The organism is Plantibacter auratus, assembly GCF_050587365.1.
GTDB classification, from domain to species: Bacteria; Actinomycetota; Actinomycetes; order Actinomycetales; family Microbacteriaceae; genus Plantibacter; species Plantibacter auratus.
On the sequence record NZ_JBOBFV010000001.1, the window covers coordinates 989923 to 1012027 of the forward strand.

18 protein-coding genes and 1 tRNA gene are annotated in these 22105 nt (G+C 69.7%); 8 read left to right on the forward strand and 11 right to left on the reverse strand.

Annotated features, from left to right (window positions below):
- Positions 1-36: 36 nt before the first annotated feature.
- Positions 37-3648: a transcription-repair coupling factor gene (gene mfd / locus ACQ3HE_RS04615; RefSeq protein WP_430891496.1), complete on the reverse strand. Its 3612-nt coding sequence runs from the start codon at positions 3646-3648 to the stop codon at positions 37-39.
- A gap of 124 nt (positions 3649-3772) precedes the next feature.
- Here mfd and folP point away from each other — a divergent pair, with 124 nt between their 5' ends.
- The 3 genes from folP to ACQ3HE_RS04630 all read left to right on the forward strand — a co-directional run bounded on the left by folP (position 3773) and on the right by ACQ3HE_RS04630 (position 7650).
- Entirely contained in the window at positions 3773-4705 is a 933-nt protein-coding gene (gene folP, locus ACQ3HE_RS04620) for a dihydropteroate synthase (protein WP_159878161.1), read from the forward strand.
- A 22-nt stretch (positions 4706-4727) separates the two neighbouring features.
- Positions 4728-5480 carry a pyrimidine reductase family protein gene (locus ACQ3HE_RS04625; RefSeq protein ID WP_430891498.1) on the forward strand — a complete coding sequence of 251 codons (753 nt, stop codon included), beginning with the start codon at positions 4728-4730 and terminating at the stop codon, positions 5478-5480.
- A gap of 94 nt (positions 5481-5574) precedes the next feature.
- A complete protein-coding gene (locus ACQ3HE_RS04630; RefSeq protein ID WP_430891500.1) occupies positions 5575-7650 on the forward strand; it encodes a DUF7933 domain-containing protein in 2076 nt (691 codons plus the stop codon).
- Between the two features lie 7 nt (positions 7651-7657).
- On the opposite strand, the gene pth is transcribed toward ACQ3HE_RS04630, so the two are convergent.
- The 3 genes from pth to ACQ3HE_RS04645 form a co-directional block, all read right to left on the reverse strand.
- Entirely contained in the window at positions 7658-8239 is a 582-nt protein-coding gene (gene pth, locus ACQ3HE_RS04635) for an aminoacyl-tRNA hydrolase (RefSeq protein WP_159878155.1), read from the reverse strand.
- Between the two features lie 128 nt (positions 8240-8367).
- Positions 8368-8976 carry a 50S ribosomal protein L25/general stress protein Ctc gene (locus ACQ3HE_RS04640; protein ID WP_079705465.1) on the reverse strand — a complete coding sequence of 203 codons (609 nt, stop codon included), beginning with the start codon at positions 8974-8976 and terminating at the stop codon, positions 8368-8370.
- A gap of 174 nt (positions 8977-9150) precedes the next feature.
- Complete coding sequence (locus tag ACQ3HE_RS04645; RefSeq protein WP_229938709.1) at positions 9151-9654, reverse strand: gluconokinase; 504 nt, start codon at positions 9652-9654, stop codon at positions 9151-9153.
- Between the two features lie 266 nt (positions 9655-9920).
- On the opposite strand from ACQ3HE_RS04645, the gene gndA reads away from it, so the two are divergent.
- Entirely contained in the window at positions 9921-11381 is a 1461-nt protein-coding gene (gene gndA / locus ACQ3HE_RS04650) for an NADP-dependent phosphogluconate dehydrogenase (RefSeq protein WP_079001993.1), read from the forward strand.
- Positions 11382-11457: 76 nt separating this feature from the next.
- On the opposite strand, the gene ACQ3HE_RS04655 is transcribed toward gndA, so the two are convergent.
- The 3 genes from ACQ3HE_RS04655 to ACQ3HE_RS04665 form a co-directional block, all read right to left on the reverse strand.
- Positions 11458-12435, reverse strand: coding sequence for a ribose-phosphate diphosphokinase (locus ACQ3HE_RS04655; RefSeq protein ID WP_430891502.1), 978 nt, complete (start codon positions 12433-12435; stop codon positions 11458-11460).
- A gap of 35 nt (positions 12436-12470) precedes the next feature.
- A complete protein-coding gene (gene glmU, locus ACQ3HE_RS04660; protein WP_124768955.1) occupies positions 12471-13952 on the reverse strand; it encodes a bifunctional UDP-N-acetylglucosamine diphosphorylase/glucosamine-1-phosphate N-acetyltransferase GlmU in 1482 nt (493 codons plus the stop codon).
- A 47-nt stretch (positions 13953-13999) separates the two neighbouring features.
- Positions 14000-14071, reverse strand: a tRNA-Gln gene (locus ACQ3HE_RS04665).
- A gap of 113 nt (positions 14072-14184) precedes the next feature.
- Between ACQ3HE_RS04665 and ACQ3HE_RS04670 the strand changes: the two genes are divergently transcribed.
- Positions 14185-14679: a MarR family winged helix-turn-helix transcriptional regulator gene (locus tag ACQ3HE_RS04670; protein WP_064296482.1), complete on the forward strand. Its 495-nt coding sequence runs from the start codon at positions 14185-14187 to the stop codon at positions 14677-14679.
- A 123-nt stretch (positions 14680-14802) separates the two neighbouring features.
- Here ACQ3HE_RS04670 and ACQ3HE_RS04675 read toward each other — a convergent pair whose 3' ends face one another.
- The 4 genes from ACQ3HE_RS04675 to ACQ3HE_RS04690 all read right to left on the reverse strand — a co-directional run bounded on the left by ACQ3HE_RS04675 (position 14803) and on the right by ACQ3HE_RS04690 (position 19442).
- Positions 14803-15462 carry a methionine ABC transporter permease gene (locus tag ACQ3HE_RS04675; RefSeq protein ID WP_064296483.1) on the reverse strand — a complete coding sequence of 220 codons (660 nt, stop codon included), beginning with the start codon at positions 15460-15462 and terminating at the stop codon, positions 14803-14805.
- Position 15463: 1 nt separating this feature from the next.
- Positions 15464-16492 carry a methionine ABC transporter ATP-binding protein gene (locus tag ACQ3HE_RS04680; RefSeq protein ID WP_079705461.1) on the reverse strand — a complete coding sequence of 343 codons (1029 nt, stop codon included), beginning with the start codon at positions 16490-16492 and terminating at the stop codon, positions 15464-15466.
- 103 nt (positions 16493-16595) lie between these two features.
- A complete protein-coding gene (locus tag ACQ3HE_RS04685; protein WP_124768953.1) occupies positions 16596-17504 on the reverse strand; it encodes a MetQ/NlpA family ABC transporter substrate-binding protein in 909 nt (302 codons plus the stop codon).
- 138 nt (positions 17505-17642) lie between these two features.
- Positions 17643-19442, reverse strand: coding sequence for an ABC-F family ATP-binding cassette domain-containing protein (locus ACQ3HE_RS04690; protein ID WP_194644317.1), 1800 nt, complete (start codon positions 19440-19442; stop codon positions 17643-17645).
- 61 nt (positions 19443-19503) lie between these two features.
- On the opposite strand from ACQ3HE_RS04690, the gene ACQ3HE_RS04695 reads away from it, so the two are divergent.
- From ACQ3HE_RS04695 to ACQ3HE_RS04705, 3 genes are all read left to right on the forward strand, one after another.
- Positions 19504-20379, forward strand: a complete 876-nt coding sequence (locus tag ACQ3HE_RS04695) for a spermidine synthase (RefSeq protein ID WP_430891503.1) — start codon at positions 19504-19506, stop codon at positions 20377-20379.
- A 116-nt stretch (positions 20380-20495) separates the two neighbouring features.
- Positions 20496-21062: a TetR/AcrR family transcriptional regulator gene (locus ACQ3HE_RS04700; protein WP_161578540.1), complete on the forward strand. Its 567-nt coding sequence runs from the start codon at positions 20496-20498 to the stop codon at positions 21060-21062.
- Positions 21059-22090, forward strand: coding sequence for a diacylglycerol/lipid kinase family protein (locus tag ACQ3HE_RS04705; RefSeq protein WP_430891505.1), 1032 nt, complete (start codon positions 21059-21061; stop codon positions 22088-22090). The genes ACQ3HE_RS04700 and ACQ3HE_RS04705 overlap by 4 nt, the downstream gene beginning before the upstream one ends.
- Positions 22091-22105: the final 15 nt, after the last annotated feature.

The following is a 22105-nucleotide window of genomic DNA, read 5'->3' on the forward strand; positions in this document are numbered from 1 at the left end:
ACACCGTCGTCCCGCGGGCCCATCTGCGGCTGCCCGCTAGGACGACATCGAGCCCTCCGGCAGCGGGTAGATCGCGTTCAGGAACTGCTGCACCCAGGCGATGAGGTCGGTGTCGGCCAGCGGTTCGTCGCCGACGCGCGGCAACGGCACGATGACGGTGTTCGTCTGGGCCAGGTACTTCGCGCCGGGATACATGCGTCGCAGCCGCGTCTGGATGGAGTCGGGGAGGTCGGCGGGCGTGACCCGCAGGTTCGGTCCGACGGCGATGAGGTCGCTGAGTCCCGAGCGCTGCGCACGCTGACGGAGCCGCGACACGGCGATGAGTGTGCTCACCTGCGCCGGCGGCTCGCCGTATCGGTCGGTGAGTTCGTCGATCACGAGGTCGATCTGGCCGTCCTTGGCCGCAGGTCCGGACGCGGCCGACAGCTTCTGGTAGGCCTCCAGCCGCAGCCGCTCGCTGTCGACGTACTCCTCGGGGATGTGCGCGTCGACGGGCAGTTCGAGCCGCAGCTCGGTCTGCCCTTCGGCGACGTCGCCACGGAAGGTGGACACGGCCTCGCCGATCATGCGGAGATAGAGGTCGAAGCCGACGCCCGCGATGTGGCCGGCCTGCTCGCCCCCGAGCATGTTGCCGGCGCCACGGATCTCGAGGTCCTTCAAGGCGACCTGCATGCCGCTGCCGAGCTCGTTGTTCGCCGCGATGGTCGAGAGCCGGTCGTGGGCGGTCTCGGAGAGCGGCTTGTGCTCGTCGTAGAGGAAGTACGCGTAGGCGCGCTCGCGGCCTCGACCGACACGACCCCGCAGCTGGTGCAGCTGGCTCAGGCCGTACTTGTCGGCGCGGTCGATGATGATCGTGTTCGCGTTCGAGATGTCGAGGCCGGTCTCGATGATCGTCGTGCAGACGAGGACGTCGAAACGGCGCTCCCAGAAGTCGACCACGACCTGTTCGAGCGCGGCCTCGCCGAGCTGCCCGTGGGCGATGGCGATGCGCGCCTCGGGGACGAGCTCCGCGAGGTCCGCCGCGACGCGGCTGATGGACGAGACCCGGTTGTGCACGAAGAAGATCTGGCCCTCGCGCAGGAGCTCGCGCCGGATCGCCGCACCGACCTGCTTGCCGTTGTACGGACCGACGAAGGACAGGATCGGGTGGCGGTCCTCCGGTGGTGTCGCGAGGGTGGACATCTCCCGGATGCCGGTGACCGCCATCTCGAGCGTGCGCGGGATCGGGGTCGCGCTCATCGCCAGGATGTCGACGTTCGTCTTCAGCTTCTTGAGGGCGTCCTTGTGCTCGACACCGAACCGCTGCTCCTCATCGATGATGACGAGGCCGAGGTCCTTGAAGTGCACCTTGTCGGTCAGCAGACGGTGCGTCCCGATGATGACGTCGACCGTGCCGTCGGCGAGTCCGGCGAGCGCCTCCCGCGCCTCCTTGTCGGACTGGAACCGGCTGAGCGGCCGCAAGTGCACGGGGAACCCGGCGAACCGCTCCTGGAAGGTCTCGAAATGCTGCTTGACGAGCAGGGTGGTCGGCACGAGCATCGCGACCTGCTTGCCGTCCTGGACCGCCTTGAACGCGGCACGGACGGCGACCTCGGTCTTCCCGAACCCCACGTCGCCGGAGAGGAGGCGGTCCATCGGGATCTCGCGCTCCATGTCGGCCTTGACCTCGTCGATGGTCTGCAGCTGGTCGGGGGTCTCCGCGAACGGGAACGCCTCCTCGAGCTCGCGCTGCCACGGGGTGTCTGGGCCGAAGGCGTGCCCCTTCGACGCCATGCGCGCCGAATAGAGCTTGACCAGCTCGACGGCGATGTCGCGGACGGCCTTGCGCGCCTTGCTCTTCGCCTGCGACCAGTCGCTGCCGCCCATCTTGCTGAGCTGCGGAGCCTCACCGCCCACGTAGCGGGTGAGGAGGTCGAGCTGGTCCGTGGGGACGAGCAGCTTGTCGCCCGGGTAGCCGCGCTTGGAGGGTGCGTACTCGAGCACGAGGTACTCGCGGGTGCTCTTCACCGGGTTGCGTCCACCGCTCGAGACCTCGCGCTGGGTCATCTCAACGAACTTGCCGATGCCGTGGGTCTGGTGCACGACGAAGTCGCCGGACCGGAGCTGCATCGGGTCGACGACGTTCTTGCGTCGGGTGGCGAGCTTCTTGACCAGGCGCGAGTCGTACCCGGCGGTGCGTCCGTAGAACTCGGTCTCGCCGAGCAGCATGAGCTTCGACGTCTCCAGCTCGAAGCCGCCCTCGACGTCGGCCTGCAGCAGGTAGGCGACCCCGGGCTCCGGGTCGGCCGGCAGCTCGTCGACCATACGGGCCGCGATCTCGTGCTCGGCGAGGACGTCCGCCGCACGCTCGACGAGACCGACCCCGCGGGCGGCGACGATGACCGTCCACCCCTCGCGGATGCGGTCGGCGACGTGTTCGATGGCGCCCTCGACGTTGCCGTGGAAGCTCGGCACGGTGTCGCCTTCGACCGTGACGGTGAGGAGCTCGTCGAGTTCGAGGTGCTCCGGGAGCGTCTCGACGTCGGGGCCGGCGCGGAAGCCGCTGAACGTCCACCACGGGTGGTCGGGCGCCGGCTGGCCAGGAGCGCTGAAGGTGACGGACTCCTTCAGAGCGCCCAGCGAGATGAAGTCGCCGGAGGCGAGGTCGATCGGCGCGTTCGCACCGACGGTCGCGGCGCTCCATGCGGCGGCGAGGAACTCGCGGTTCGTCTCGGCGAGGCTGATCGACCTCGTGACGACGCGCTCCGGCGAGACGACGGCGATGGCCGCTCCATCCGGCAGGTAATGGGTGATCGGGACGAGGCGGTCGACGAGGGCCGGGGAGAGCGACTCCATGCCCTCCACCGCGATGCCCTCCGCGATCTTCTCGAGGATCCCGGTGAGGCTCGGGAACTCGTGCTGCATCTCCGCGGCGCGCTGCCGGACGGCCGGGCTGAGGAGCAGCTCCCGGGACGGCGGCAGGCGGATCGCGTCGACCGGCTCGGGCAGCGATCGCTGGTCGGCGACCGAGAACGCTCGGATGCCGTCGACCTCGTCGCCGAAGAACTCGACCCGGTACGGGTGGTCGGCGACCGGCGGGAAGACGTCGAGGATGCCACCGCGCAACGCGAACTCACCACGCCGCGACACCATGTCGACCCGGGTGTACGCGAGTTCGACGAGTCGCAGCGCGATCGCGGCGAGGTCGTGTCCGCGACCGCCCTGGACGAGTTCGATCGGAGCGGTCTCGGTGAGGTTGTCGGCCACGGGCTGCAGCGCGGCGCGCACCGACGCGACGAGGAGGAACGGCCGCTCCCCCGTCCAGGCGCCGAGCCGCCGCAGCGCCTCCAGGCGTCGGCCGACGATCTCGGCGCTCGGGCTGAGGCGCTCGTGCGGCAGGGTCTCCCAGGCCGGGAACTCGACGATCTCGGCCTCTGGCATGAGGTCGCTGAGCGCGGAGCGGAGCCGCTCGGAGTCGCGGCCGGTCGCGGTGACGACGAGGGCCGCCTGGGCGGCACCCTGCCGACCGCGCTCGTCCATGAGCGCCGCGAGGAGCGGTGCACGCAGCCCGTCGATCACGGAGAAGTCCGCGCTCTTGCCCGCGTACGCGAGGGCATCGTCGATCGTTGCGGCGCGCCGAAGCGCGTGAGTCAAACCCTGAAGCGTCACCGGGACAGCCTACGCCGAGCCACCGACACCCATGACCCCATCGCCCACCGGCCACCGCTGTCAATCGGCTGCGGACGACGCGTCACGCGGCATCCTCGCGCGCCGGACGCGTCATGATTGACCCATGACGAGCACGGAGCCCCGGTCAGACCGACACCCCGAACGGACCGGCGGCTTCCCGCTCCCCCCGATCCGCCAACCGATCCGCCGGATCGGAGCGCGGACGTTCGACTTCTCGAAGCAGGTCGCGGTCATGGCGATCATCAACCGCACCCCGGACTCCTTCTTCGACCAGGGCGCGACGTTCTCGCTCGACCGAGCCGTCGACGCCGCCGTGACCGCCGCAGAACAGGGCGCCGACTGGGTCGACATCGGTGGAGCCAAGTTCGCCCCCGGGCCGGAGATCCCCACCGCCGAGGAGATCGACCGCGTGCTCCCCGTCGTCGAAGCGCTCGCCGCACGGAGCGACGTCGTCATCTCCGTCGACACCTTCCGCCCCGAAGTGGCGGCGGCCTGCATCGCGGCGGGCGCCTCCGTCATCAACGACACCACGGGGATCCACGACCCGGCGCTCGCGGACGTCGTCGCCGCGAGCGAGGCCACGCTCGTCATCACGCACAGCCTGGCCAGGCCGAGGCAGCCGCATCCCCGCCCCCACTACGACGACGTCGCCGGTGAGGTCGCCGCCTTCCTGACGGCCCGCGTCGACCTCGCACTCTCCCACGGCGTCCCCGAGTCACGGCTCATCGTGGACCCCGGGCACGACCTCAACAAGAACACCGTGCAGACGCTCGAACTCACCCGACGGTTCGACGAGATCGCCGCGCTCGGGCTGCCGACGCTCGCCGCGGTGTCGAACAAGGACTTCATCGGCGAGTCCCTCGACCGCCCGAAGTCGGAACGTCTCGAGGGGTCCCTGGTGTCCGCTGCGGCGTGCATCCTCCTCGGCGCCCGCATCGTGCGGATGCACGCCGTGCCCGAGTCGATCGCGGCCGTGCGGATGACCGAGGCGATCCTCGGCTTCCGTGCACCGGTGGCGCCCGTCCACAACGTCTGATCCGGAACCCTCGAGGAGTCACATGAGCACCCCCAGCATCACGAGCCTGGTCCCCGCGCAGGACCGACCGCTGTCGGTCGACGAGCTCGTGGCGGCCTACACCGTCGAGGACCGCTCCGCCACGACCGTCCGCGTGAACTTCGTGACGAGCCTGGACGGTGGAGCGACCGTCGACGGCGTCTCCGGCGGGCTCGGCGGCCCGGCCGACAAGACCGTGTTCGACATCCTGCGTCGGCTCTCCGACGTCGTGCTCGTCGGTGCCGGAACCGTGCGCGACGAGGGCTACGGTGCCATGCGGCTCGACGTCGACGCCGCGGCGTGGCGCGACGACCACGACCTCCCCCTGCACCCGGTGTTCGCGATCGTGTCGGGCTCGCTCGACCTCGATCTCCGCTCGGAGGTCTTCACCCAGGCGCCGGTCCGGCCGCTCGTCGTGACGACCGACCACGCCGACCCCGCGAAGCGCGCGGCGCTCGAGGCGGTCGCCGACGTGGTGGCGTGCGGCGACGAACACGTCGAACCGGCGCGTGTCGTCCAGGCGCTGTGCGACCGCGGCCTGCGGCAGATCCTGTGCGAGGGTGGTCCGGCACTCTTCGGCTCGTTCATCGCCGCTGACGCCGTCGACGAACTCTGTCTGACGATCAGTCCGTCGCTCGTCGGCGGGGAGAGTGTCCGGGTCTCCGCGGGTCCCGCGTCCGAAGCACCGCGACCGATGCGGTTGCAGCACCTCCTGCGCTCGGACGAGCTGCTGATCTCGCGGTACGTACGCGCCTGAGCCGTCGCAGGCCACGCGACACTCAACTGAAATCTAGAACATCAGCGGTTGATACAGTGGTGATCCTCCCCCTGCCATACCGTTGGGATCCCGCGTGCGCGCTCTGCTCCATACTCATCCGTCCGGTCGCCGCTTCCGAGCCGGTTCGGCCTCACTCGCCGTCGTCGTCGCCGTAGCCGGCAACCTCGCACTCGCCTCGTCGCCGGCGACGGCGACGGCGACGGCGACGAGGATGACGATGCCGTCCGCACCGGTCCGGTCCGTCAGTGCCGTCGCCGGGACGGCACCGGCACATCCTGCGGTCTTCCTCGAGGGCTTCGAACGCGCGCCGGACACGGGGAGCGGCACCTCCATCCGCGACTACGTCGGCGCCGACGGTGCCCGCTTCGAGGCCGACGACTTCTGGGCCGACCGCTCCGCCTGCAACGGCCTCATCGTCTCGTCGGCGAACGTCGAGGAGGACTCGTCGGACTGCTCCGGTTTCCCCGGCAACCATGCGCGGGTCCGCGCCCTCGCAGGCGTGCTCGGTCTCGTCAACGGAACCGACCCGGCGACGAATTCGGCGGTGGCGGCCTACACGGAGCGGAGCGGCCCGGACGACGCCGTCGAACTCGAGACCACCACGTCGATCCCGCTGACCGGCGGGACCGGCCGCTTCCTCACGGCCACGGTGAATGCGGCCGCCACGAACTGCGGCGATGCGATCTCCCCGGCGCTTCGATTCTCCCTGCGGACGGAGGACGGTGCTGAGCGGCCGGTCTCGGACGCCGCCATCGACCCGTGCAACGACGACCGTGCTTCCGACCACACCGCTGTGGGATACGCCGTCCATGCCGGCCATTTCGCGGCGGACTCCTCCATCCTCATGGACGACGGTCCGATCGGTGTCGTGATGCGCAACGATCACGGCGGCGGATCGGGCAACGACCACGCCTTCGACGATCTGAGCATCATCGACGTGACCCCGACCCTCGATGTCGAGCTGTCGCAGGACACCGCCTTCGTCGGGGACACGATGCGTCTCCGCTTCGTCGTGCGCAACACCCCGGAACTCGCCGCGAAGGCCGGTTGGTCCGTGCAGACGGCCTTGCACGGTGGACTCGCGGTCGCCACCGATCCGCGAGTGACCACGAGCTGCTCGGCGGAGGTGACCGCTCCGGCGTCCGGGGCCGACATCACGTTCACCGGCGACCTCGCGGCGGGCGAGGAGTCCTGCACGATCGAGGTCGACGCAACACCGGTCGCTCGCGGCGCGCTGACCGTCACCGTGGCGGGAGACGCCGTCCGTGGGCTCGACCTCGGCTCACAGCCCGCCCTGACCGCCATCGACCGGGTCGCGATCGAGAGCCCGGCATCGGGCGCCCTCGTCGAGTCCTCACGACCGATCTCCACCGGAACAGGCGAGCCGGGCGCCGGCATCACCGTGCGCGACGGCGAGAGCCACACCCGGTGTGAGACCACCGTGGACCCGGCCGGCCGGTGGAGTTGCGCGAGCTCCGAGGTCGTCGAGTCCGGCGAGGCGGTCGTGCGCGTGGAGCAGACCGCCGCGGGGCTCAGCAGCACGGACGAGACCACCTACCGCGTGATCGTCCCCGCGCTGGCCGTGGAGGGCACCGTCCGCCTCGAGATCCAGGGTGCCGACGGATCGTGGGTTCCGGTCGGGGGCGAGACCGTCGCGGCCGACCCCGGTGACCGCTTGCGCGTCATCGCGACGGTCACCAACACCGGCGAGAACGCGCTGGGCGGCATCACCCTCGCGGAGACACCGGACACCCGCCTCACCTGCAGCAGCGAGCTCATCGAGCCTGGTGCCTCGACGGTCTGCACCAGCACCGAGCCGCTCGTCCTGACACCGAAGGCGATCGACGACGGCTCGTTCGCCCACACGTTCGAGGCGGTCCTGACCGGGTACTCGCGCGCGTCTGACCGAGCCGACACCGGTCGTCTGCCACTCCCGGACGCACCCCGCGTCTCGACGGGGGCGCTGCACACCTCGCTCGGCATCGTGTGGAGGGTCGCGCCACTCGAACCGCAGGCGCCGTTGGTCCGGACGGGAGCCGAGGTCCCGCTCTCCATCGCGCTGCTCATCAGCGGACTGCTCCTGGTGGGCGCGGTGCTCGTCGGCGCCGGCACGCGCCAGGGCCGACGCGTCCGCTCACCGCGCGGCTGAGCGGGCGTCAGGCGCCGTGGAAGCGGGTCTGTGCAGCCAGCAGGCCCTCGTTCACGAGGAGCTCGACCGCATCGGCCGCGTCGGAGACCAGCAAGGGAAGCTGCTCCCGCTCGGTTCCCGCGAAGTCCTTGAGGACGAAGTCGGCGGCGTCCTGACGACCCGGCGGCCTCCCGATACCGACGCGGACGCGCAGGAACTCCGGGGTCTTCAGCGCTGAGGCGATGTCGCGGATGCCGTTGTGCCCACCGTGCCCGCCGCCCTGCTTGAGCTTGATCGAGTCGAACGGGATGTCGAGCTCGTCGTGGACGGCGATGACGTGGTCGGGGTCGACGGAGAAGAACTGGGCGAGCGCTGCGGTGGGGCCGCCGGAGAGGTTCATGTAGCTGTTGGGCTTGCCGAGGACGAGCTTCGGGCCGCCCGGCACGAGCCGCCCCTCGGCCACGCGCGCGTTGCCCTTGTGGGTCTTGAAGGTTCCGCCGATGCGCTTCGCGAGCTCGTCGAGGACCATCTGCCCGACGTTGTGCCGGTTGCGGGCATACTGCTCGCCCGGGTTCCCGAGCCCGACGATGAGCCACGTGTCTGCAGCCATGCTGCCTTCCTGATCGGACGCCTCGGCTCGACCGGTGAGACCGGCCAGAAACCGAGCGAACCTGCCGCCTGCCATGCACCGAGACTATCGGGGCGGGCGGGCGACAGGTTCGTCTGCTGGAGTGGTGACTACTCCGCGGCCTCGGCTGCGGTCTCCTCGGCGGCGGCCTCAGCGGCCTCCGTCTCCTCGTCCGCCGGAGCGGCCGGGACGGTGATCGCCACGATGAGGACGTCGGCCTCGGTGATGAGCGAAGCGCCCTTCGGGAGCTCGAGGTCGCCGGCCAGGATCTGGGCGCCCTCTTCGAGGCCCTCGACGCTGACGGTGACGCGCTCGGGGATGTGGGTCGCCTCGACCTCGAGGCTCACCGTGGTGGCGTCCTGGTTGAGGATGGTGCCGGCGGCGGACTCGCCCTCGATGGTCACGGGGATGTCGACCTGGACCTTCTCGCCCTTCTTGACCACGATGAGGTCGAGGTGCTCGATGATCTGGCGCACGGGGTCCTTCTGGACGTCCTTGACCAGCGCGAGCTGGCCCTTGCCGGCGATGTCGAGCTCGAGCACCGCGTTGGACTTGCGGAGGATGAGCAGCATCTGGTGGCCGGGCAGCGAGACGTGCACGGGCTCGGTGCCGTGGCCGTAGAGCACGGCCGGGATCTTGCCGAGGGCACGGAGCTTGCGGGCTGCGCCCTTGCCGAACGATTCGCGGAGTTCCGCGGTGACCTTCAGGTCATCGGACATGATGTTCTCCTCACGGGTCTTGCACCCGGTTGGTCGTGCCGCGACGATGCGCGGCGGAATGGATGAGTCAACTCGAACGCGTATCTGCGTGAGGAAAAGCCGGAAGCCAGACCACCGCGTCGATCACGGAAGCTGCCACGGGCCGCTTCCCTCGCCGAAGTTCAGTGGGAGAGTCTATCGCACCGCGCTGAGGCCCGCGACCGCCTCATCCACGATCTCGTCGACGGTGGCGTCGACGTCCACCACGAAGCCCGGTTCGTCGGCGTCCAGGTCTTCGAGGAGCGCGAACTGCGAGTCGAGGAGCGACGGCGGCATGAAGTGACCGCTCCTGCCCTCCATCCGGCGTCCGAGCACCTCGCGCGAGCCGTGCAGGAGCACGAACCGCACCCCGGGCGCCTCCGCGAGGATCGCCTCCCGGTAGGCCCGTCGGAGTGCGGAGCAGGCCATCACGAGGCCCGTGTCCGAGGCGTCGGCGAGGGCTTTGCCCACGAGGGCCAGCCAGGGCCAGCGGTCGGGGTCCTCGAGCGGCGTTCCGGCGGCCATCTTCCGCACGTTCTCGAGCGGGTGCAGGGCGTCGGCGTCGACGAAGGGCACCCCGAGCCGGTCGGCGATCAGCACCCCGGTCGTGCTCTTCCCGGACCCGGACACGCCCATGACGACGACGAGCGGTGCATTCACACGGAACCCCCTGTGGTCTCCGGCCGATGACCGGGCGGCCGGCTCGCCCGACCCGCACAGCACGATACCGGACACCTCCGCACGGTCCGCTCGGACCTCACCTGCACGCTGGGTCATTGAGAGGTGGAGCGACACCTCCCTTTGCTACGGTTGCAGGACGGGCCGTGCCCGGATCGACGAGGGTGTCGCCGCTGTCCTGCAGCCGCCCCGTCGACTCCTGAGCACTCGGAACGCTTCCCGCATCACCCACTCTGAAGGAGAACCACATGGTGAACACCGCCGAAGCTCGCGCCAACATCGGCGTCGTCGGTCTGGCCGTCATGGGCAGCAACCTCGCACGCAACCTGGCGAGCCGCGAGGGCAACACGGTCGCCGTGTACAACCGCTCCCCCGAACGCACCGACCTGCTCGTGAGCGAGCACCCCGAGGCCGGCTTCGTCGCGTCGAAGACCATCGAGGAGTTCGCCGCGTCGCTCTCGAAGCCACGTACCGCGATCATCATGGTGCAGGCGGGTAAGGGCACCGACGCCGTCATCCAGCAGCTCACCGAGGTCTTCGAGCCCGGCGACATCATCGTCGACGGCGGCAACGCACTCTTCACCGACACCATCCGCCGCGAGAAGGCCGTCCGCGAGACCGGCATCAACTTCGTCGGCGCCGGTATCTCCGGCGGCGAGGAGGGCGCCCTCAAGGGACCGTCGATCATGCCGGGCGGCTCCGCCGAAGCGTGGGAGACCCTCGGCCCCATCCTCAAGTCGATCGCCGCGATCGCCGAGGGTGAGCCCTGCGTCACCCACGTCGGCACCGACGGCGCCGGCCACTTCGTCAAGATGATCCACAACGGCATCGAGTACGCCGACATGCAGCTCATCGCCGAGGCCTACGACCTCATCCGTCGCGGCACCGGCAAGTCGCCGGCCGAGATCGCGGAGATCTTCGCCGAGTGGAACCGCGGCACGCTCGAGAGCTACCTGATCGAGATCACCGCCGAGGTCCTCAAGCAGGTCGACGCGAAGACGGGGCAGCCGCTCGTCGACGTCATCCTCGACCAGGCCGGCGCCAAGGGCACCGGCGCGTGGACCGTGCAGACGGCACTCGACCTCGGCATCCCGGTGTCGGGCATCGCGGAGGCCGTGTTCGCCCGTTCGCTGTCGTCGAAGCCGGCGCAGCGCGCAGCGGCCCGCGAGCTCGCGGGCCCGTCCGAGGAGTGGACCGTCGCCGACCCCGACCAGTTCGTCGAGGACGTGCGCCAGGCGCTCTACGCGTCGAAGATCATCGCCTACTCGCAGGGCTTCGACGAGATCGTCGCCGGTGCCGAGCAATACGGCTGGGACATCAAGAAGGGCGAGATCGCGAAGATCTGGCGCGGCGGCTGCATCATCCGTGCACAGTTCCTCAACCGCATCACCGAGGCCTACGAGGAGAACCCCGAGCTGGTCGCCCTCGTGACGGCGCCCTACTTCAGCGACGCCGTCGCTGAGGCGCAGGACAGCTGGCGCCGCGTGGTCGTCGCAGCCGCTCAGGCCGGCATCCCCTCACCGGCGTTCTCGTCGTCGCTGTCGTACTACGACGGCCTCCGCGCCGAGCGTCTGCCCGCAGCGCTCGTCCAGGGCCAGCGCGACTTCTTCGGCGCGCACACCTACAAGCGCGTCGACCTCGACGGCACGTTCCACACCCTCTGGTCGGGCGACCGCAGCGAGGTCGAGCAGGCGGGCTCGAGCCACTAGCCCACGGCCTGCAGACGCAGAACGCCCGGTCCGAGTTCGGACCGGGCGTTCTGCGTACCAGCGGAGGGTGACGGGATTACGCGGCGCCGTCGAACATGCTCGTCACGGAGCCGTCGTCGAAGACCTCGTGGATCGCGCGGGCGATGAACGGCGCGATCGAGAGGACGGTCAGCTTGTCGAAACGCTTGGCCTCGTCGACCGGCAGCGTGTCGGTGACGACGACGGAGTCGATGGCGTCGCTCTGCAGGAGCTCGACCGCCGGGTCGGAGAACACCGCGTGGGTGGCCGCGACGACGACGCCGATGGCGCCGGCGTTCTTGAGCGCCTCGGCCGCCTTGACGATCGTGCGTCCGGTGTCGATCAGGTCGTCGACGAGCAGGCAGACCCGGCCCTCGACCTGGCCGACGATCTCGTGGACGCTGACCTGGTTGGGGACCAGCGGGTCGCGGCGCTTGTGGATGATGGCGAGCGGCGCACCGAGCTTGTCGCTCCAGATGTCGGCCACACGGACGCGGCCCATGTCGGGCGAGACGACCGTCAGCGTCGACGCGTCGAGCTTGGCACGGAAGTGCTCGAGGAGGACCGGCATCGCGAAGAGGTGGTCGACGGGACCGTCGAAGAAGCCCTGGATCTGCGCGGCGTGGAGGTCGACCGACATGATGCGGTCGGCGCCGGCGGCCTTGAAGAGGTCGGCGACGAGGCGGGCCGAGATGGGCTCGCGTCCGCGTCCCTTCTTGTCTTGGCGCGCGTAGGGGTAGAACGGGGCGACCACGGTGATGCGCTTGGCGCTCGCCCGCTTGGCCGCGTCGACCATGATGAGCTGCTCCATGAGCCACTCGTTGATCGGAGCGGTGTGCGACTGGATGACGAAGACGTCCGTGCCGCGGATGCTCTCGTCGTACCGGGCGTAGATCTCGCCGTTGGCGAAGGTCCTGGCATCGGTGGGGAGGAGCTCGGAGTCGAGCTCCGCCGCGATCGCCTCGGCGAGTTCCGGGTGGGCTCGTCCGGAGACGAGAACCAGCTGCTTCTTGTTGTCCGCCGTGATGCCTGACACAGACCCTGCCTTCTGCCGGAATCCTCCGGCCTCACTCACGAGTCGACGTTACCAGCCGCAGCCGTGTCGTCCGACACGGCATCCACGGTCGGTGCCGCCGAGGCAGCGCCGGCAGCCGTCGCAGCCGCCGTACCCGGGCGCTTCTGCTCGACCCAGCCCTCGACGTTGCGCTGCTGCGCGACCGTCAACGCGAGCGCCCCTGCCGGGACGTCCTTGCGGATGACGGTGCCGGCACCGGAGTATGCGCCGTCGCCGACGCTGACCGGGGCGACGAGCGTGTTGTGCGCGCCGGTGCGGACGTGCGATCCGATGGTCGTGCGGTGCTTGTGCACACCGTCGTAGTTCGAGGTGATCGTGCCGGCACCGACGTTCGACTCGACGCCGATCTCGGTGTCGCCGATGTAACTGAGGTGCGGGACCTTGCTGCCCTCACCGATCTGCGCGTTCTTCGTCTCCACGAAGGTGCCGATCTTGCCGCGCTCGCCGAGCACCGTGCCGGGTCGCAGGTAGGCGAACGGCCCGACCTCGGCGCCGGCACCGATGACCGACAGCGTCGCGTCCGTGCGGCGGACGCGCGCACCAGCGCCGACCTCGGTGTCGATGAGCGTCGTGTCCGGACCGATCGTCGCACCGGACTCGACGACCGTCGCGCCGAGGATCTGCGTCCCGGGAAGCAGAGTGACGTCGGCGTGCAGCCGCGCCTTGATGTCGATCCACGTCGTGGCCGGGTCCTGGACGGTCACGCCGGCGAGCTGCCAGGCGCGCACGAGGAGGGCGTTCAGCTTGGCCGCGGCGGCACTCAGCTGGGCGCGGTCGTTGATGCCCTCGACCAGCCAGGAGTCGCTCACCGGGAGCGCCGATACCTCGGAGCCCGCGCGCCGCAGGAGGCCGATGACGTCCGTGAGGTACTTCTCCCCCTGGGCGTTGTCGGTGGTGACCTCGGCGAGCGCGTCGCGGAGCTGGCTCACGCCGAAGAGGTAGACCCCGGCGTTGATCTCGTTGACGGCTCGCTCGGCGTCGGTCGCGTCCTTCTGCTCGACGATGTAGTCGAGTGCCCCGGCCTCGGTGCGGATGATGCGTCCGTACCCGGTCGCGTCGTCGGGCATGGCCGAGAGGATCGTCGCCGCGACGTCGTGGTTGCGGTGGCGTTCGATGAGCGTGGTGAGCGTGGCGGCGTTCAGCAACGGGACGTCGCCGTTGACCACGAGGACGTCGCCGTCGAAGTCGTCGGGCAGCGCCAGGAGCGCCTGCTCCACCGCGCGACCGGTGCCGGGCACCTCGTCCTGGTCGACGATGGTCGCACCGGGGAGCTCCGACTCGATGGCCTCGACGAGGCGGTCGCGCTCGTGGCGGACCACGGCGATGACGTGCCCGGCGTCGAGCGAGCGGGCGGTCGCCAGCACGTGGCCGACGATCGGCACGCCGCCGAGCGGGTGCAGGAGTTTCGGCAGCGCCGACTTCATGCGGGTTCCCTGGCCAGCAGCCAGGATGATGATGGCCAGACGGTCGTCGGTCACGTGTGCTCCCCCTCGGTCCGGGCACTCGCCCGGTCGGTGATCGGTCGCTCCGCCACCAGGATTCGAACCTGGACCGAACAGCTCCAAAGGCTGCCGTGCTGCCGTTACACTATGGCGGACCACCACCCGGAGGCCGGGCAGCGTGGTCAATTCTGCCATGGATGGCGACCATCGATTCAGCACCCGTCGCCCGATTCAGGCCGACCGGCTTCCGTGCCTCGATAATGGTGGGATGCCAGCTAGCACCGATGAGGTCGACCGGATCGTCGACGCTTGGAACCGCGAGCGCCCGGACCTCGACTTCTCGCCCCTCCAGATCCTCTCCCGTGTCGCACGGCTGTCACGCCACCTCGACCGTGCGCGTCGGGCAGCCTTCACCCGGTCGAACCTGGAGCCGTGGGAGTTCGACGTCCTCGCGGCGCTCCGTCGCGCCGGCTCCCCCTATCGGCTGAGTCCGAAGGCCCTGCTGCTCCAGACGCTCGTCTCGAGCGGCACAATGACGAACCGCATCGACCGCCTCGTCGAGCGCGGACTCGTCGAACGCCAGGGCGACCCCAACGACGGCCGCGGCATCCTCGTGCAGATGACGAACGCGGGACTCAACACGGTCGACGCGGCCATCACGCGCCTCGTCGACGCCGAGGCGGACCTGCTCGACGGGCTGAGCTCGACCGAACAGGCCCGACTGACCGTCCTGCTGCGGAAGCTCAGCCTCGACTTCGACTAGCGGAACACGCCCGGTCACTGAGCCTGTCGACGTGCGCCCTTCGACAAGCTCAGGGACCGGGTGGGGTGGCTCAGGGACCGGGTGGGGTGGTTCAGGGACCGGACCTGGGGGCTCAGGGACCGGTCAGCGGCGGAGGATCTTCCGGGCCAGCCAGTTGCCGAAGAACTGGATGAGCTGCACGAGCAGGATGATGATGATCACCGCGGCCCACGTGACGACCGGCTCGAACTGGCGGAAGCCGTACTGGATCGCGAAGGCACCGAGCCCACCGCCGCCGATGAAGCCCGCGACCGCCGACATGTCGACGATCACCACGAACACGAAGGTGTAGCCGAGGATCAGCGGACCGAGCGCCTCCGGGAGGACGATGCTCAGCAACGTCCGGAGCCGGCTCGCACCCGCGGCACGCGAAGCTTCGATGACGCCGGGCGAGACGGTCAGCAGGTTCTGCTCGACGATCCGGCTGATGCCGAAGGTCGCCGCCAGGGAGATGATGAAGATGAACGCGTTCGCACCGATGCCGGTGCCGATCACGAGTCGTGAGAGCGGCTGGGCGGCGGCCAGGAAGATGATGAACGGGATCGGCCGGAAGATGTTCACGATCACGTTGAGCACACCGTAGAGCACCGGGTGCGAGTACAGGTTGCCGGGCCGCGTCACGTAGAGGCCGGTGCCGACGACGAGTCCAGCGATCCCACCGAAGAGCAGGCTGAAGGAGACGAGGTAGAGGGTCTCGACGGTCGCGTCGCCGAGCTTCGGGAGCAGATCGATCAGTGCATCCATGTCAGCGCACCTCCGTCACGGTTGCCTGGGATCCGATGGCGGTCAGCGCCCCGTCGATCGTCTGGTCGTCGCCGCGGAGGGCGAGGGTCAGGTGGCCGAACGCGCGACCCTGGATGTCGTTGATCCCGCCGTAGACGAGCTCGAAGTCGACGCCCGCCTGCGCGAGCGTGAGGAAGACGCCCGCCTGCGACGCGTCGCCGTCGCGGAAGGACAGGGTGACGATGCGCCCGACGTGTCGTTCCTTGAGCACCGCCAGCTCGGCCGGCGACGGGACGCCCTTGATGACCGTCGACACGAAGCGCTTGGATGCGGCGTGCTGCGGGTCGGAGAACACCTCGAAGACGTCGCCCTGCTCGATGACCTTGCCACGCTCCATGACGGCGACCTTCGTCGCGAGCGACTGGATCACCTCCATCTCGTGGGTGATCACGACGATGGTCACGCCGAGGTCGCGGTTCACCTGCTTGAGCAGCGCCAGGACCTCCTGCGTGGTCTCGGGGTCGAGGGCGCTCGTCGCCTCATCCGCGAGCAGGATCCGGGGCGAGGTCGCGAGCGCGCGAGCGATGCCGACGCGCTGCTTCTGGCCGCCGGAGAGCTGGTCGGGGTAGTTGTCGGCCTTGTCGGACAGCCCGACGAACTTCAGCAGCTCATCGACCCGGGTGCGGATCTCCGCGCGGGGACGTCCGGCCACCTCGAGCGGGTAGGCGATGTTCTTCCGCACCGACTTGGAATTGAAGAGGTTGAACTGCTGGAAGATCATCCCGATGCCGAGGCGGAGGTCGCGGAGACCGCGCTCCGAGAGCGTCGTCACCTCGGTGCCGTCGACGACGATGCTCCCCGACGTCGCGGGCTCGAGCGCGTTGATGAGGCGGACGAGGGTCGATTTGCCGGCTCCCGAGTAGCCGATGATCCCGAAGACGTCACCGGCCTCGATGTCGAGGTCGACGCCGTCGATCGCGGCGATCGGCGCGGCGCCCTTCTGCGGAGACGGGTACCGCTTCGCGACGTCTCGGAGGCTGACGAGTGGCATGGGGGTGTCCTCGGTGTGTCGGGTGATCAGGAGGCGGTGAAACGACGAAGCGTTCCTGTGGAAGCGGATGACAGCCTCCCACAGGAACGCTCTGAACGTCGGATCAGCCCTTGGCCTTGATGTCCTTCTGGACGGTCTCGAGCGACTTCACGAGGTCCTTGACCGGGGTCTTCAGCGGAACCGCGGTTCCACCGGAGTTCTCCACGACGCCGTCGACGACGGACTTCGTGTCCTGGTAGATCTTCACGAGCTTCGCGTACGTCTCGTTGTCGGCGTCGGCGGCCTTCGCGGCGAAGATGTTCACGTACGGCAGCGCGTTCGGGTCGGACGGGTCGTCCTCGGCGATCGCGTCGGACGCTTTGAGACCGGAGTCGTTGATGAAGTCGTTGTTGATGATCGCGCCGGTGACGTCAGGCAGCGAGGTCGGCGTCAGCGATGCCTCGAGCGAGGTGACGGTGACCTTCGACTTGTCGGCGATGATGTCGTCCGGCGTCGAGAAGATGTTGCCGCCGTCCTTCAGCTCCAGCAGGCCTGCGGACTGCAGGACGAGGAGCGCACGAGCCTGGTTGCTCTCGTCGTTCGGGATGGCGATCGTGTCGCCCTTCTTGATGTCCTTGACGCTGTCGACCTTGGTCGAGTAGAGGCCGAGGGGGTAGATCGCCGTCGAGCCGATCGGCGTGAGGTCCTCACCCGAGGCCTCGTTGTACTGCGCGAGGTAGACGATGTGCTGGAACTGGTTGAGGTCGATCTCGCCCTCGGTGAGCGCCGGGTTCGGCTGCGTGTACTCGCCGAAGTCGACGATGTCGACGAAGATGCCCTCCTTCTCGGCGGCCTCCTTGTACGTCTCCCAGTAGGGATCGCTCGCGCCGACGACGCCGATCTTGACGGGGTTCGCCTCGGTGCCCTTGTCTTCAGCGGCGGCGCCTGCGCCTGAGCCGCCGGCGCATCCGGCGAGGAGCGCGATGGCGGGGATGATGGCCAGTCCGGCCAGAAGCTTCTTCGAGAAGGTCATTGCTGTGATTCCTCTTTCGGGTGGTGCGCGCCGGTGGACGCTGATTCGACGGTACGTCGGCCTAGCAGGGATGACGAACCGGTGCGTAACACTTCGGAACAGAGCGACGATCGAGGTGGTCCGGCCGCCGCGAGTGGACTACTCGACGAGCTCGGAGAGCTCCAACCAGCGGACCTCGAGGTCGGCGATCTCGCCGTACATGGCCTGGATCTTCGCGCCGAGCGCGGTGATCCCGGCGAAGTCGTTCTGGTCGTGGACCGCGACCTTCTCGTGCGCCTGCTCGATCTGACCGTTGAGCTTGTGGAGCTTGCGGTCGATCGCCTTGATCTCCTGCTGCGCGTTCCGGAGCTCCGCACCGCTCAGCTTCGGCGTCTTCTTGGTCGGGCCACCGCCGGAGGCCGTCGGGCGGTCGTGCTCCTGCGAGCGGCTGCCGGCCGTCCCGGCGTTGAGCTCCAGGTACTGGTCGATACCGCCGGGCAGGTGCCGGAAGTGGCCGTCCATGATCGCGTACTGCTGGTCGGTCACGCGCTCGAGGAAGTACCGGTCGTGCGAGACGACGAGCAGGGTGCCCGGCCACGAGTCGAGGAGGTCCTCCATGGCGGCGAGCATGTCGGTGTCGAGGTCGTTGGTCGGTTCGTCGAGCACGAGGACGTTCGGCTCGTCGAGGAGGATGAGCAGAAGCTGCAGGCGGCGGCGCTGGCCACCCGAGAGGTCCTTCACCGGCGTCGACAGCTGCGCGCTCGTGAAGCCGAGGCGCTCGAGCAGCTGTCCCGGCGTCATCTCCTTGCCGCCGGCGACGTAGCTCGTGCGCTTGCGCCCGATGACGTCGCTCACGCGGTCCTGCTCGTACTCGGCGAGCTCGTCGAGCTGCTGCGTGAGCGTCGCGACCTGCACGGTCTTGCCGCGCTTGACGCGACCCTCGGTCGCTTCGACCTCGCCCGTGACGAGCCCGAGGAGGGTGGACTTGCCGGCGCCGTTCACGCCGAGGATGCCGGTGCGCTCGCCCGGGGCGATGCGCCACTCGACGTCCTTGATGACCGTCCGGTCGCCGTAGGACACGGTGACGTCGAGGATGTCGACGACGTCCTTGCCCAGGCGGGCGGTCGCCATGCCGGCCAGCTCGACCGCGTTGCGCACGGGCGGCTCGTCGGCGATGAGCGCGTTGGCGGCCTCGATGCGGAACTTCGGCTTGGCCGTGCGGGCGGGAGCGCCACGGCGCAGCCAGGCGAGCTCCTTCTTCATGAGGTTCTGGCGCTTGGCCTCGGAGACCGCGGCGGAGCGGTCGCGCTCGACGCGCTGCAGGACGTACGCCGCGTACCCACCCTCGAAGGGCTCGACGATGCGGTCGTGCACCTCCCACGTGGCCGTGCAGATGGCGTCGAGGAACCACCGGTCGTGGGTCACGACGAGCAGGCCGCCGGAGTTCTTCGACCAGCGACGGTTGAGGTGCTGCGCGAGCCAGGTGATGCCCTCGACGTCGAGGTGGTTCGTGGGCTCGTCGAGGAAGAGGATGTCGTGGTCGCCCACGAGCAGGGCCGCGAGCGCGACCCGGCGGCGCTGACCACCGCTGAGGTCGGCGACGAGGGCGTCCCAGGCGATGTCGGAGGCGAGGCCGGAGATGACGTCGCGGACCTTCGGGTCGCCAGCCCACTCGTGCTCGTCGAAGCCGCCGACGATGGTCTGCCCGACGGTCTTGTCGTGGTCGAGGGTGTCGGACTGGTCGAGCACGCCGACCGTGACGCCGTTGCGCACCGTCACGCGGCCGGAATCGGGCTCCTTGCGGCCGGCGAGGAGGCCGAGGAGCGTGGACTTGCCGTCGCCGTTGCGGCCGACGATGCCGATGCGGTCGCCCTCGTTCACCCCGATCGTGATGCCGTCGAAGACGACCTTGGTCGGGTACTCGAGGTGGAGCGCTTCAGCGCCGAGAAGGTGTGCCATATCCGGTCAACGATACCGGGCCCGGGCGTCGACCACCGCCCGTGCACCGTAGGCTGCACGGGTGCCTCTGTTCTCCCGTTCCCGCCGGCTGCCGTTCGGCCGTCGCGACGCCCGGATCGCCCTCCTCGACAAGCGGACGCTGCGCTACGAGCTCAGCGTCGACGACATCCCGCAGTCGGTGGTCTCCCTCGCGGACCCCCGCTTGCTCGAGTACCCGTACATCCGGCACATCGCGCGCGTGATCGACGCCGAGGCGCCGGCGGGCGAGGAGCTCTTCGTCGTCCACCTCGGAGCCGGAGCGCTGACGCTCCCCCGCTACGTCCAGGCGACGCGTCCGGGATCGTCGCAGCTCGTCGTCGAGTTCGAGCCGGAGCTGTACGCCGGGATGCTGGAGGCGCTCCCGCTCCCGGACGGCCATCGGGTCGAGGTCCGCTTCGGCGACGCCAGGGCCGTCGCGGACGAGCCGATCGACGAAGCCGCCACCACCGACGCGGACGTCACGGCGTGGCGGGACGCGAAGGTGACCGTCGTCGACCTCTGGGACGCCGCGGTGATACACCGTCGGGTCGCGAGCCTCGAGTTCTACCGCCGAGTGGCAGCGCGGTCCGCGGACGACGGCGTGATCGCGGTGAACCTCCTCGACGGCAGCCCCTTCGACTACTCGCGACGCCAGGCGGCGACCCTGCGGACGGTGTTCGCGCATGTCGCCGTCGTCCTCGACTTCGATCCGGTCGACGACGAGGGGCCGCTCGGCAACGTCGTCGTCTTCGCGAGCGACGCACCGCTCGCGGCCGTGACGCACCCGCAGCTCTTCGGCGCTCCCGCCCCTGAGCAGCTGCACGGTGACGCTCTGACGGCCTGGATCGACGGGGCGACGATCATGACCGACGCCGACGGCGAGGACTCCCCCGACCCCGACGACCCCCGCTGGGACTGACGACCACACCGTCACCGGGGCCCTCCCTATGCGCACCCATCCCGTTGCGCTACGGTGGGCGTAGCGCAATGGACCGATCCGACCGGACTCCGGCGTCGCGCGAAGGAGGTTGGTCGGTGCCCGTCTCCCGACGCGTCTCCCGCGCTCAGCAGATGAGCGACCGCATCCTCGACGCAGCGCTCGACCTCATGCGCTCGCGCGGCTCGGTCGCCGTCAACATCGAGGCGGTCGCGGAGACCACCGGCGTGGCGAAGACGACGATCTACCGGCGGTACCGCAACCGCTCCGAGCTGCTCACGGCGGCCGTCGCCCGCGCCATGGAGACGCCGGTCGAGATCCCCGAGAACCTCTCGACCTACGACACCTTCACCTGGCTGCTCCACGAAGCCCGGGCGATGATCGAGGACGTGGTGGGCCGGGGCACGATCGCGTCGATCCTGCTCCAGGACGACCCCGAGTTCTCGACGCTGCTCCGCGACCTCACGAGGAACCGGGCGCGCGCGCTGTCCAACCTGGTCGACGAACGGATCTCGACCGGCGATCTGAAGCCCGGACTCGACGGCCGCCTCGTCGCGACCCTCCTCCTCGGCGCGGTCCTCGGACAGCTCGTGCGCGGCGCCGACATGGACGACGACTGGGCGGACCAGGTCCTGTCCGTCCTCTGGCCGGCGCTGGCCGCATGACGCGAGGCAGCAACCCGCCGCACGCTGCGGTGATCTACAACCCGACGCGCATCCAGCTCGAGCGCGTGACGAGGCTCGTCGACGCCGCGGCCGCCGAGGCCGGCTGGGGCCCGACGAGCTGGATCCCGACCCGCGAGCGGTCGACCGCGGTCGACCAGGTCGCGGAGGCGCTCGGAGACGGCGCGTCGCTCGTGATCGCCGCCGGCGGCGACGGGACGGTCCGCGAGGTGGCCGGGGCGATGCGTCACACCCGGACGCCGTTCGCCGTCGTCCCCGTCGGCACCGCGAACCTCTTCGCCCGGAACGCCGGGATCCCGATCGACACGGCCACGGCGGTGCGGGCCGCGTTCACCGGGGAGGACCGGAGCGTCGACGTCGGGGTCATCGAATATCGGAACCCCGACGGCGTCCGGCGCAGCACCCCGTTCCTCGTCATGTCGGGCTTCGGCGTCGACGCGGACATGGTGGCCTACGCCGACCCCGTCCTCAAGCGCCGCTTCGGCTGGATCGCCTACGTCGTCCCGATCATCCGCGGGCTCTTCCGCCGCGACCGCCCTCGCGTCTCCTGGAAGGAGGACGGCGGACCGATCCGGAGCGGACGGACGCACACGATGTTCGTCGGCAACTGCGGCACCGTCTCGGCGGGCCTCGACGTCCTCCCCGACGCACTCCTCGACGACGGTGTACTCGACGTCCTCATGGTGCGGTCCCTCGAGGGGTGGGACGGCGTGCGGGTCACGCGCTGGCTGCACCGCGCGAACAACCCCGTCGCCCGGTTCTCCAAGGGCAGACGGGCACGGGGCCGCCGCGTGCAGCCGAGTGCCGTCGAGACGGCCGGCTCCGCCGGAGGGGCGCTCCGCTACCTGCGGGTGCGACGCATCGACGTGACGGTCTCACCGCCCGCCGAGTTCCAGGCGGACGGCGACGGCATCGGCCTGGTCTCGGCGGCCAGGCTGACCGTCGACCCCGGTGCGCTCATCGTCCGACTACCCGCGACGGCGGCGCGCTCGGGTCGGCTCCGGCCCTGAGCCCGCCCTTCGACA